At 46.4% G+C, this 12931-nt stretch carries 11 protein-coding genes; 8 read left to right on the top strand and 3 right to left on the bottom strand.

The window, feature by feature from the left end:
* Positions 1-2 precede the first annotated feature (2 nt).
* From NIA71_RS03800 to NIA71_RS03770, 7 genes are all read left to right on the top strand, one after another.
* Positions 3-578, top strand: coding sequence for a hypothetical protein (locus NIA71_RS03800; RefSeq protein WP_148395262.1), 576 nt, complete (start codon positions 3-5; stop codon positions 576-578).
* A gap of 555 nt (positions 579-1133) precedes the next feature.
* Positions 1134-1799, top strand: coding sequence for a hypothetical protein (locus NIA71_RS03795; protein WP_227755134.1), 666 nt, complete (start codon positions 1134-1136; stop codon positions 1797-1799).
* Positions 1800-1806: 7 nt separating this feature from the next.
* Positions 1807-2985: a nucleotidyltransferase gene (locus NIA71_RS03790; RefSeq protein ID WP_148395260.1), complete on the top strand. Its 1179-nt coding sequence runs from the start codon at positions 1807-1809 to the stop codon at positions 2983-2985.
* 69 nt (positions 2986-3054) lie between these two features.
* Positions 3055-4257 (top strand): acetate/propionate family kinase, encoded by a 1203-nt coding sequence (locus NIA71_RS03785; RefSeq protein WP_148395259.1) that lies wholly within the window; start codon positions 3055-3057, stop codon positions 4255-4257.
* 141 nt (positions 4258-4398) lie between these two features.
* Complete coding sequence (gene rpmF, locus NIA71_RS03780; RefSeq protein ID WP_148395258.1) at positions 4399-4581, top strand: 50S ribosomal protein L32; 183 nt, start codon at positions 4399-4401, stop codon at positions 4579-4581.
* 368 nt (positions 4582-4949) lie between these two features.
* Positions 4950-6929, top strand: a complete 1980-nt coding sequence (locus NIA71_RS03775; protein WP_227755135.1) for an N-acetylmuramoyl-L-alanine amidase — start codon at positions 4950-4952, stop codon at positions 6927-6929.
* 17 nt (positions 6930-6946) lie between these two features.
* Positions 6947-8623 (top strand): N-acetylmuramoyl-L-alanine amidase, encoded by a 1677-nt coding sequence (locus NIA71_RS03770; protein ID WP_148395256.1) that lies wholly within the window; start codon positions 6947-6949, stop codon positions 8621-8623.
* A 100-nt stretch (positions 8624-8723) separates the two neighbouring features.
* Here NIA71_RS03770 and NIA71_RS03765 read toward each other — a convergent pair whose 3' ends face one another.
* From NIA71_RS03765 to NIA71_RS03755, 3 genes are all read right to left on the bottom strand, one after another.
* A complete protein-coding gene (locus tag NIA71_RS03765) occupies positions 8724-9593 on the bottom strand; it encodes a hypothetical protein (RefSeq protein ID WP_148395255.1) in 870 nt (289 codons plus the stop codon).
* Between the two features lie 235 nt (positions 9594-9828).
* Positions 9829-10710, bottom strand: a complete 882-nt coding sequence (gene dapA, locus NIA71_RS03760; protein WP_253019700.1) for a 4-hydroxy-tetrahydrodipicolinate synthase — start codon at positions 10708-10710, stop codon at positions 9829-9831.
* Between the two features lie 22 nt (positions 10711-10732).
* Positions 10733-11722 (bottom strand): aspartate-semialdehyde dehydrogenase, encoded by a 990-nt coding sequence (locus NIA71_RS03755; RefSeq protein ID WP_148395357.1) that lies wholly within the window; start codon positions 11720-11722, stop codon positions 10733-10735.
* Between the two features lie 364 nt (positions 11723-12086).
* Between NIA71_RS03755 and NIA71_RS03750 the strand changes: the two genes are divergently transcribed.
* Positions 12087-12923, top strand: a complete 837-nt coding sequence (locus NIA71_RS03750) for an undecaprenyl-diphosphate phosphatase (RefSeq protein WP_148395253.1) — start codon at positions 12087-12089, stop codon at positions 12921-12923.
* Positions 12924-12931 lie beyond the last annotated feature (8 nt).

The following is a 12931-nucleotide window of genomic DNA, read 5'->3' as shown; positions in this document are numbered from 1 at the left end:
GAATGAAGGTATTAGAACTGCTAGAAGAAATCGAAGAAATTGTCGATACTGCCTCAGGATTTCCGCTGACGGGTAAGATCATGGTTGATGCGCAGGAGCTTTTAGAAATCGTAAGGGAGATTCGGCATGAACTGCCAGAGGAGATTCAGCAAGCGCAGTGGATTAAAAATGAGCGGGAACGGATCATTGCTGAAGCAAAGAACGAATATGAAGCGGTGATTGCCGATGCCAAAAGACAGGCGGAAGCCTTGGTAGAAAACGATGATATCACAGTTAAGGCCAAATTGCGGGCTGATGAATTGATGCGGGTAACGGAAGAAACCGCAAAACAGCTCAAAATGAGTACCTACGATTATGTAGACAGCATCCTCTTCAATTTCCAAGAAAAGATGGAGCAGCTCAATGCCCTTTATTTCGGCGATATGTTCGGCACTATTGAAAAGACGTTCAACGATATCAACTCGACCCTGTCCAATAACCGGGAAGAGATTAAGGAAATGGCTTACCGCACCCAGATGAACGAAGATGATACCATGCAGGAAGCAGAGCCTCGCCAGGAAGAACGAGACGGCGAATAATCTCAAAAAGGAGCGGCACCCGGCTGCAATTAAAATCAAATTACTTAGAATGGGAAACATGCCCGCCATAATGCGCATCGCAGCAGATGTGAGTCATGGCGGATTTTTCGTTTTTGCTGGGTGGCCCTGTACTCAACCGCTGAAAAAGGTATAAAATTCAAAAAATATTTTTGCTTTTTCCCGGAGCCTCTCATCTAGGGGTTTCGCTGCCAACTTTCTTCCCAAGTCGGATTCCCAGTCCGCCGCATCTTGCAAGAAAGCGGACATATATTTGATGCTGGAAGAATACCTTTAACCATGAATATTTTTATGAGCCGAAAACGAAACTATATGATTGCTGGACTTATGGCGGCGATTTGCTGTGCCTTTATGGTTATATTTCCTTCTATAGCCATCTATTCCGCACAGAAAGGAATCTACTTATGGGTTCAAAGTGTGCTTCCTGCGCTGCTTCCATTTTTTATTTGCGCGAATTTTTTAAATTACATGGGAGCAGTGAAAGTTATCCGCCCCAGTCTCTTTCCTTTTGCTATGAGCGTCCTTTCAGGATACCCGATGGGAGCTAAAATTATAGGAGATATGCGCAAGGACAATACAATTTCAAAGACCGAAGCAAAACGGCTGATCAGTTTTTGCAGCACTTCAGGACCCACGTTTATGGTCGGTGCAGTGGGCATTGGCATGCTGGGCTCAACAGCGGCAGGTGTGCTTATTGCTGTTTCCCATTACCTGGGAGCTGTTTTAAACGGTATAATTTATTCGTTCTTTTTTCGCAGTAACAAAGAACGGGCCAGTGCGACCCCGGTGAGAAGAAGGCAGCAGGGACTGCTGGAGCTTTTTACAGATGCAATTCTGTCTGCCTTCAAGTCCCTGGCGATTATTCTGGCATATATCGTCTTATTCATGTTCCTGACTGATTTGATGCACATGGGCGGACTATTCAGCTGGATCGGATATCCGCCGCTGAAAGCGCTGGCAAAAGGATTTTTTGAAATGACAGTGGGGTGCGGCGCTCTGTCGGAATGCATCAATTTATCCATGGGCCTTAAAGGTGTTCTCTGCACTGTGGTGCTTTCCTGGGGAGGCCTTTCCATTATTGGTCAATCCATGAGCATGCTTTCCGGAGCTGGAGTTAGTCTGCCTTATTTTATACTTACCAAGCTGACACATGCGGTTTTAGCAGGAATAATTGCTTTGCTTCTCTGCGGGTGTATGTTATGATACATACATGAATGTGTTAGGAATTATAGCAGAATACAATCCTTTCCACAACGGCCATCTTTACCACTTGCAGCAATGCAGGCAAATGTCTGAGGCCGATTTTGTGGTTGTAGTAATGAGCGGAAATTTTACTCAGAGGGGCGAGCCTGCGATTATGGACAAGTGGACAAGAAGCAGGATCGCAATAAACTGCGGTGCAGATTTAGTATTGGAGCTGCCATTTGCCTATGGGGTGAACAGCGCCGAATATTTTGCCAGAGGCGGTATCGGCATTCTATCGGGGCTGGGCTGCGTAACCCATTTAGGCTTTGGCGCAGAAAAGGGGAGTCTTGCCCAATTGGAACAAGCGGCTTCCTGTTTAGCAAAAGAATCGGACAGGTTCCGCGCATTGATGAAACAAAATCTGGATGAAGGACATTCCTATGCCCGCTCAAGGGAGGCTGCCGTGGCGGAAACCATGGGCACGCGGCTGGCACAGCTCACCCTGACGCCCAATAATATTTTGGCGCTGGAATACTTAAAACAGTTAAAATTATGTAACAGCTCCATAAAATGTATTATGGTAAACCGAAAGGGGAGCGGCTATTTTGATACCGAGCTAAAAGGTGATATTGCAAGCGCTACAGCCATTCGCAGCCACCTGTCCCAGGAACAGATTGAGCTCTGCGTTCCAAAGGAAACCTTCCAGGCATTGCGGAAAGCGCCGCCCGTGAAGGGCTATTTTGACCTGGTCCGCTCAGCAGTACTCAACCGGTCCTGTGAAGAATTATCGCGAATTTTTTCGGTAGGAGAAGGCCTGGAAAACCGGATCAAAGGGCAAATCCGCAGAGCAGAGGATTTGGAAAGCTTGATCGGGCAAATCGGATCCAAACGTTATCCTAAAACCAGGATCAGCAGAATACTCTGTCAGAACCTGATGGGGCTTACTTACTTTGAGGAACAATTTTACGCCAGAGTTTTGGCAGCGGGACCCGGAGGAACAAAACTGCTGCGGCAACTGAAAAAGACGGCCCAAATTCCATTGATCACCAACCTGAACAAAATCCAGCCTCTGCCAGATCTTTTAGAGAAAGATATCCTGGCTTCCGACATATACAATCTCTTGACAGGAGCCAATTTATATAAAAACTGCGACTATGTGCGACATCCGTATATAGAAAGTTCAAATAGCATACAATTTGCTTGAAAATCCCAGACAATGGGATTATAATATAAAATGTTGTTTTTATTAAATCACAAGATGGAGGAAAATTGAATGAAAGTATTAGTTATCAACTGCGGTAGTTCTTCACTGAAATACCAGGTACTTGATATGACGAACGAAATATTGCAAGCAAAAGGACTCGTAGAAAGAATCGGTATGGAAGGTTCTGTCATCACCCATGAAAAGATCGGCATGGATAAATTTAAATTGGTTACTCCGATGGAAAACCATAGAGACGCAATCGGCCACGTGTTGGATGCGATTATCGATGAAGATCATGGCGTGGTAAAAGATATGTCTGAAATCGGAGCGGTCGGCCACCGTGTCGTACACGCTGGAGAAAAATACGCAGAATCGGTTGTAATTGATGACTCTGTTCTCGCAGCTTTGGAAGAATGCGTAGACTTAGCACCGCTGCACAACCCGCCTAATTTGCTGGGAATCGCTGCTTGCCGCGAACTAATGCCGGATACTCCGATGGTTGCCGTATTTGATACCGCGTTCCATCAGACAATGCCTCCAGAATCCTATATTTATGCGATCCCATATGAATATTATGAAAAATACGGAATCAGAAGATACGGTTTCCACGGAACGAGCCATAAGTATGTAGCAGAAAGAGCTTCCGATATCCTCAATGTAAACATCAACGACCTTAAGATTATCACTTGCCACCTGGGCAACGGAGCTTCCGTATCCGCCATCAAGCGCGGTGTCTGCATGGACACTTCCATGGGCTTTACGCCGCTGGAAGGACTGGTAATGGGCACAAGATGCGGAGACATCGACCCGGCCATCGTTACTTACATTCGAGAAAAAGAAGGCTTGGCCCAGGGTGAAGCCAATGAAATCCTCAACAAGAAATCCGGCGTGCTGGGAATTTCCGGTGTATCCAGCGATTTCAGAGACCTGGAAGCTGCGGCAGCGGAAGGAAATGAAAGAGCTCTGCTGGCCATCAAAGTATTCGCGCACAAAGTAAGATCCTATATCGGCGCATACATTGCAGAAATGAACGGCGTGGATGCCATCGTATTTACAGCCGGCGTCGGTGAAAACGACATTTCTATGAGAGATATCATCTGCAACGACATGGGCAACCTGGGCATTAAGCTGGACCTGGTAAAGAACAAAGTAAGAGGCAAGGAAATGATCATTTCCAGAGACGATTCCAAAGTTAAGATCATTCTGATCCCGACCAACGAAGAGCTGATGATTGCCAGAGATACCTACAGACTTTGCAAAGTAAACATTTAATCGAGCCGGTACAGGATAAAATCCCATGCTGGAATTTCCGCTCTTTGCAAATATTTGGTTGACAATTTGTCCAACTGACTATATAATTGAGAAGTTGTAAAACGATTTTACACACAAATGAGCAAAAAGGAGGTGTAGAAAATGGCAGTACCTAAGAGGAAAACTTCGAAAGCAAGAAGAGATAAGAGAAGATCACCAAATATGAAGATGACAGCACCTGGACTTTCAATTTGTCCGCAGTGTCACGAGCCTAAGCTTCCACATAGAGTTTGCCCAAATTGCAATTACTACAACGGCAAGGAAGTCGTAGCTTCCGAAGCTTAATTGAAAATATTGGTAATGACGAGAGGATAGTATACTATCCTCTTTTTCTTTGCCGAAAAAGACCCAGGAGCCCCTGCCGGAACACCCGGAACCTGCCGCTGGCGAGGCGCTTTGCTTTATATTGCCGCGGAAATACTGTCCATTGACATGATCGCTGCGCCCAAAATCTACGGCGGAAAAACAGGGGCGATACTACATCTAGTTAGTTTACATAACATATTACGGGAAAAGGTGGATTTTGACTGATTTTGCGGCAAGACAGAGGCTTTCTTTCTATGAAAAGCTTGAAATTCTAAGCGTTTCATTATATAATAAATTTGTTATTATATAGAAATATAGGAAATATTATTTATCAAGAGGTAAACATAATGAAGATTAGGAACAGAGTATTAAGCACGTTTATAGCTGCATCTATGGCACTGTCTGTCTTTGCTTTCGCCCCGGGTGTTTTTGCTGAAGAAGGCGAAACCCAGCCTGCTCAGCCAACGCAGCAGACCCAGCCGACTCAGGAAACCGATCCGGTCGCAGCTACGGTCACAACCTTTGCCATTACAGCAAAAGCGCAGCCAGCTGAAGGCGGTACGGTGACGGTCGATCCTCAGACTGCGGAAAGCGGAAAGGACGTTACTTACACAGTAAAGCCGGCGGAAGGTTATAAGACCATCGGCATTGCCATCGGCGGACAAAGCGTCACTGTCGCAGATCCATACGGAGTGACAACCGGGACCTTCAAACCGGAAGCAGATACGGAAGTTACGGCCGATTTTGCCGAACTGGCACAATACTCAATCACCACTTCTGTGAATTCCACATCAAAAGGAACGATCACGGCAGGGAAAACAGTGACAGAAAACGATTCCATGACCATCACGTCCTCGCCCAAGAGCGGATACTATCTTTCTGATCTGCAGGTCGATGGAAAATCGGTGGGTGCCAAATCTACATATACCCTTGAACATATTAAAGAGGCCCATACCGTAAAAGCGATCTTTTCTGAGAAAGTAAAGATCATGCTGGATGCGGGCCATTATGGAAAATACAACAGAAGCCCGGTCTATACCAGCTACTATGAATCCAACATGAGCTGGGCGCTGCACAATTATCTGAAGGCCGCACTGGAGGACTACGGCGGTTTTACAGTAGGCGTAACCCGCGCCAGCCAGGCAAAAGATATGAACGTTTATGATCGTGGAACGGCGGCCAAAGGATACGACTTATTCCTGTCGCTTCATTCCAATTCCAGTTCTTCAAAGACTACCGACTATCCGCTGATCATTACCCAAAAGGGAAATACAGGGGACAAGCTGGCGAAAAATCTGGGCAAGACGATCGAAGATACGATGAATACAAAGCAGGGATATAAAGTCTGGCAGAAGCTCAACAGCGATGGCAAGACCGAGTATTACGGCGTTCTCAGAGGATCCAAGTCTGTAGGAACAAAAGGCATGATCCTGGAACATTCTTTCCATACGAATCTGACCGCTACAAAGTGGCTGTCCAGCAATACAAACTTGAAAAAGATGGCTGAAGCAGAAGCGAAGGTGATCGCGGATTATTATGGAATTACAGAGGGAAGCGGTTCTTCAGCAGGAAATTCCGATCCAAATCCGGCACCGGCGCCAGCTCCGGACACAAGCTCCGGCTCTTCTTCCTCGAAAGTTGTAAGCAGCAGCCAGAAAGTCAAGGTGACGGTCAGCAGCCTGAACATGAGAAAGAGTTACAGCAGCAGTTCCAAATCCATGGGTAAAGCCAAAAAGAATACCGTATACCAACTGAAGGCCAAGACCAAAGACGGGCTTTGGGGACAGTTAAAGACCAACGGCTACTGGATTTATCTGAAAGGTTATACAAAAGTTGTAACCAGCTCTTCCAGCAGCAGTTCCTCGTCAAAGAAACCTGCTGCCAAAACAGTAAAATCGTCCCAGAAAGTCAAGGTGACGGTCAGCAGCTTGAACATGAGAAAGAGCTACAGCAGCAGTTCTAAAAAAATGGGAACCGCTAAGAAAAATAAAGTATACCAGTTGAAGGCTAAGACTAAGGACGGCAAATGGGGACAGATCAAGAGCAACGGCTATTGGATTTGCTTGAAAGGGTATACAAAAGTCGTTAAAAGCAGCTCATCCTCTTCCAAATCCAAGACAAAAGTGGTAAAATCGTCCCAGAAGGTGAAAGTAACTGTAAGCAGCTTGAACATGAGAAAAAGCTACAGCAGCAGCTCCAAGAGAATGGGAACGGCTAAGAAAAACAGAGTCTACAAGCTGAAGGCCAAGACCAAGGACGGAAAATGGGGTCAGCTGAAAACCAACGGTTACTGGATTTGTCTTAAGGGCTACACCAAAAAAGCATGATTCAGGGAAGGATAACCATGAAACGACCAATCCGATTTTTTAGCTACTTTATTTGTGTCACACTCATCGCATCGATGTTTTCTTTTGCGCCCGGCGTATTTGCGGCGGAGAAGGATGCAGCCAAAGAGAGCGCAGCCAGCGACCGGGAGACCGTTTCTCAGCCAGCTGATCTGCAAGAAACGAAGGAGATGCCCGGCCTGCAAAAAGCAGCGCCGTTGTCAGAGCCTGCGGATCCGACAAATCCGACGATCCCTACGGACCCGACTGATCCTACCGACCCAACGGAGCCTCCGGCAAAGAAATACTGTAAAATCACGGTCTCTCAGACCAGCGGCGGTATTGTGACGGTGGATCAGACTTCGGTAGAGCAGGGCGCAGCGACAACGATCCATATTACCGTTACTCCCAATAAAGGATACGGAGTTGCATCCCTTACCGTGGACGGCCAACAGGTGGGAGCCACCTATTCCTATGATTACACTTTTACTCCGACAAAGGATGAGATAAAAATCAGCGCATCTTTCCGAAGGAGCAGCAGCTATGTGTTTATCATGCTGGATGCGGGCCATTATGGAAAGGTCAATCGCAGCCCGGTATACAAAAGCTACTATGAATCCTTGATGACCTGGCCCCTGCATCTTTATTTGAAGCAGGAGCTGGAGCAATATAGCAATGTGGTGGTATCCACCACCAGAAGTTCCCAAAGCAGAGACTTGGGCGTTTATGAACGGGGAACAGCGTCTGCCGGCTATGATCTGTTCTTGTCGTTGCATTCTAATGCTGCCGGATCCAGAGCTGCGGACTATCCTTTAGTCATAACGCAGAAAGGGAACACAACGGATCCTTTGGCCATTTCGTTGGGCCAGACCATTGAATCGGTGATGGGAACAAAAGATGGTTACCGAATATGGCAAAAGCTGAACAAGGATAAAAAGACCGAATATTACGGCGTTCTTCGTGGCTCTAAAGCAGTGGGCACGAAGGGAATGATCGTAGAGCATTCTTTTCATACCAACCTGGCTGCTGCCAAGTGGCTGTCCAGCGATGCCAATCTGCGGAGAATGGCCGAGGCGGAAGCTGCGGATATTGCCGCATATTATGGGCTGACCAAAAGCGGCGCAGATGTGATTACGCCGTCAAAGTCCAGTCTCAGCATCGCCAATACCAACTACAATACACTGACGGTCAAGTGGAAAAAATCCATCGGCGCTACCGGTTATGTTCTTTACCGCGCGACCAGTAAAAAAGGTTCCTATAAAAAAGTAAAGACCATTACCAGGGGAGCAACCCTCAGCTATAAGAATAAGAAGCTGAAAACAGGCAAGACTTATTACTATAAAGTACGGCCTTTTAGAAAAACGGCCAGCGGGACCAGATATGGTTCTTATTCCAGTATCAAATCCGCTAAAGTAAAACCCAATACGCCATCGGTCAGCAGCAAGGCGGGCAAACGCAAGATAACGGTTAAGTGGAAAAAGGTTTCCGGTGCCAGCCGGTACGTGGTCTACCGTGCCACGAAAAAGAAGGGCAAGTATAAAAAAGTTGCTACCCTGAAAAGCAATCGAAGAAGCTATACCAATAAAAACCTGAAGAAAAAGAAACGGTATTATTATAAAGTCCGGGTTTATAAAACGGTAAAAGGTAAGAAAATTTACAGCAATTACAGCGGATATACGACGAAAAAAGCCAAATAGGGGCAGAAAACGTTTTGCTGCGACAAGGTTCTCGACTCACGCTTAATCGCTTGCGCGATACCTGAGTCTGCGGAGTTTGTCTACGCAAAACGTTTTCTGTTCACTGATAGATTATGGAATAGGGCAGCGTCTCTTTCAGGATGGTTACGTTGTATACTTTAAGATAGTAGGTCTGATTTGGGTCGACCTCAAATTTGCAATCATATCTGCCGTTTTCCATTTTTATTTCTTTTGATAACCCTCTTTTACGATAATCACATAACTGGATATCCGCAGAATCCACGCTGAGCTGGACGGTCATCATGGAAGTTTGGGGTTTGAGCTTTAAATAGGTTTCCCTTTTTCCTCCTTCTGTAAAGAAATAAAAATCTTTTCCCGCAGGCACTTCATATTCCGGCAGAATGTCGCTACGCCAGCTCTGGTATTCGATTTGCATGTGATCCTTTGGATTTGAAGTGAACAGCCCTATATAATAGGTGCCTGGCGGTACCATAATCACGCCGTCACGCTCATCCGAAATTTCTCTTGGAATGCCAAGTTCCGCCTCTGCATAACTCTCATCACCCCAATCGACAAACAGAGTTTCTTCAACCGGTTGGGATAAATCTTTATCCTGGTAAACGCCGGCTCTCACGTCCTTGCACTGTATCTGATCGCTGCCGTAGATTTCCATCCAAATATTCGTTTCTTTCGTATATGTAACTTTTTTGCGAAACCCATATTTTCCATTCGATATAACGGCTTTATCTTTAAAATTAAATACAGCCGGTCCCTGATCGGTGTTGATGTTTTCGAGAACTGTCTCCCAGGTTGGGATATCTAATGCTTGTGTATCGCCCTGAACGATTGGTATCTTGCTTATGATTGCAGCTCGCTGCATTGAAAAAAAGATCAGTATTCCAACGAATAAAAGCACGATACAGATACCCATCAACAAGACTGTTCGGCCTCTTCCTGTTTTATAAAACATGAGGTTCCTCCTTTAAAGACGTCTTACGATACAGGACTTCTATGGTCATTATATCGATAAACCATAACCTTTTCAACCAATGCCATTATAGAAAGGAGGGTGCTTGTTTTTTGACGGAATTTTCTTCCTTTAGCATAACTTGATATGCAGGCACAAAAAAACGGAGCTGCCGTACCAGGGAAAACCAGTTTCCACGGCGCGACAGCCCGTTAAGGACATATGCTTGAAAAGCAAACTATTTAATCAATCCGTAATCCTTCATCTGACTCATGATTTCATACAGGGAAAGGTTTTCCGGCTCACAGAGGGGCAGCCGGTATTCGGACTTGATCTTATCCATCATCGAAAGGGCGGCTTTGACCGGAATGGGATTGACTTCTACGAACATGGCGTCAATCAAATGCTTCATTGCAAGCTGCATTTCCATAGAACCTTTCGCATCGCCGCGAAGGTATTTGTGTATCATGCTGCTGGTATCCGAAGGAATGATATTGGCGACTGTTGAAATGGCGCCCACGCTGCCCACGGACAGCAGGGGAACAATCATATCGTCATTGCCTGAATAAAGGGCGAAGTCATCGGATACATAGCGGGCGATTTCCACCACCTGGGACATGTTGCCGCTAGCCTCCTTAATTCCCACGATGTTTGGGTGGCGGGAAAGAGCGGCAACAGAAGAAGGACTTATATTCACACCAGTCCTTCCGGCAACGGAATAAAGAATAATCGGAATATTGACCGAATCCGCGATTTTCTCGTAGTGTTTAATAAGTCCTCTTTGTGTACATTTGTTATAATAGGGCGTTACGATCAAAAGACCGTCCGCACCCACTTTTTCCAGTTCCTGCGCCATGAAAACGGCGTGGCCCGTGTCGTTGCTTCCTGCGCCTGCGATGACAGGCACTTTTTTCTTTACTGCATCAACAGTAAACTTTACCGTATTTATATGTTCTTCATCATTAAGTGTAGAAGCTTCTCCTGTGGTACCGCAGCTTACAATAGCGTCGATACCGGAAGAAACCTGCCAGTCCAGCAGACCGGCCAAGCTGCCGTAGTCCACGTGTCCCTCCGAAAAAGGGGTTACAAGAGCTACGCCAGCGCCTTTAAATAAGGTCACTTTGCCTCATCCTTTCACTTAATTATTTGATCAGTTCCTCCGCGATCTGCACCGCATTGGTAGCGGCTCCCTTGCGAATGTTGTCAGAAACAACCCAAAGGTTAATTCCGTTTTCCACAGAAAAGTCTCTTCTGATACGGCCTACATACACTTCGTTGTGGCCGGCAGCTTCCCGAGCCAGCGGATATACGTTATTGGCCGGATCATCCTGCACAACGATTCCAGGGAAATTGGCCAAAGTCTCCCGCACTTCATCCACATCGATCGGCTTTTCGAACTCGATGTTGATGGATTCGCTGTGGGAATCGAATACCGGCACCCGGACTGTGGTGGCCGTTACCTTGATGGTGTCGTCGCCGAGGATTTTATGGGTTTCGTTGATCATCTTCATTTCTTCTTTGGTATATCCGTTATCCAGGAAAACATCGATGTGCGGCAGACAGTTCCCCGCGATCGGGTGGGGATACGCTTCGCACTTGTCGTTTCCCTTCAAGCCTTCTTCTAAATCGCTGATTCCTTTAACCCCTGATCCGGAAACGGCCTGATAAGTAGAATAGATCACTCTCTTTATTTTATATTTGTCATGAAGCGGTTTCAGAACGACCATCGCCTGAATGGTGGAGCAGTTGGGGTTGGCGATAATGCCTTTGTTCCATTCCACATCCTGCGGATTTACTTCAGGAACAACAAGAGGTACTTCTTTATCCATACGCCATGCGCTGCTGTTGTCAACGACGGTTACGCCGTGCTGTGCTGCGATGGGCGCGTATTTCTCACTGATGCTTCCGCCAGCAGAGAACAGCGCGATATCAATATCCTTGTCAAAAGAATGCTCATTCAGTTCTTCCACGACATAATCTTTGCCCTTGAAGGTGACGGTTTTTCCGGCCGATTTGGCGGACGCCATCATGTATATGTTTTCAAAAGGGAAATCCCTCTCTTCCAATACTTTGAGGAACGTAGTGCCAACTACTCCCGTGGCGCCCACAATTGCGATGTTTGGTTTTTTGATCATTTCTTCTTCCTCCTATTTATGTTAATATTTTTTGAACGAAATAACAGCGTAATTCGCAGTCCGCATGGCCGTCCGCGTGAATCAATGCGGGTTCCTTTGCGGCACCTGCGCCCAGATGAATGGATTTATTATATCATTTCCAACCGTACTTTGTAAAACCTTTCTTATAATTTTATGCGCCGTCCGGCCTGAACTTGCGGCTAATGGTAATTTGGCCGGCCGACCGGGCGTAATCGAGCAGACCTTGCCGGCCTGTACCCCGGGATGAAGCTTCATAATATATAGAATATAGTATATGTTTTTATCGGGATTTGTGCTATAATATATGTTGATTTTTTATGTTTTTGAGGAGGATGAGATTGTGACGTTTATTCAAGCTATCATTTTGGGGTTAGCTCAGGGGCTGGCGGAATTTCTGCCTATCAGCAGTTCCGGCCACTTGGCATTACTGCAGTATTTTTTTGATATCAGCGCGGAGAACGTACTGCCCTTTGCAGTACTGTTGCATCTGGGAACGCTGATCTCGGTGTTTGTTGTATATTGGAAGGACATCGTCGATCTGATTTGCGAACTCTGCGCGTGCATCAAGGATCTTTGTACGGGCAAGGGGCTGAGGATCAACGCCAACCCCACCAGAAGACTGGGGTTTATGATCATTGTGGCCACCATACCCACGGCTATTATCGGCCTGGCGTTCAACGATTTGTTCGCAGGCCTGTATCTGTCCCTTTATGCCATTGGCTTTGGGCTTTTGATCACCGGAACCATTCTCGTCATCGCGGAAAAAATGGCAAAGGGGAAAAAGCGCGTTGAACAGATGAAATTCAGAAACGCTGTGCTGGTTGGTTTGATGCAGGGGATCGCCATCTGGCCGGGAATTTCCAGATCCGGTTCGACCCTTTTCGGCGGACTGATTTCAGGTCTCAACCGGGAATTCGCCGTCAAGTTCGCTTTTCTGATTTCCATACCATCGATTTTGGGCTCGGTCATCGTGGAAGCGCCGGACGCCTTCAGCGCCGGCATGAGCATGGGCGATCTGGGGCCAGTTATCGTCGGCGTAATCGTTTCTGCAATATCCGGTTTTTTTGCCATCAAAACAATGATTCGAGTGGTATCCAATAAAAAGCTCACCGGATTTTCCATTTATACTTGGGCACTGGGCGCCCTAGTATTACTCTATGCGTTTTTCCTCGCATAGGATACAGA

Origin of the sequence: Ihubacter massiliensis (genome assembly GCF_024125305.1) — a bacterium.
GTDB classification, from domain to species: domain Bacteria; phylum Bacillota; class Clostridia; order Peptostreptococcales; family Anaerovoracaceae; genus Hominibacterium; species Hominibacterium faecale.
The sequence above is the reverse complement of the archived record's forward strand: the minus strand, read 5'-3'. Positions and strand labels throughout refer to the sequence as shown.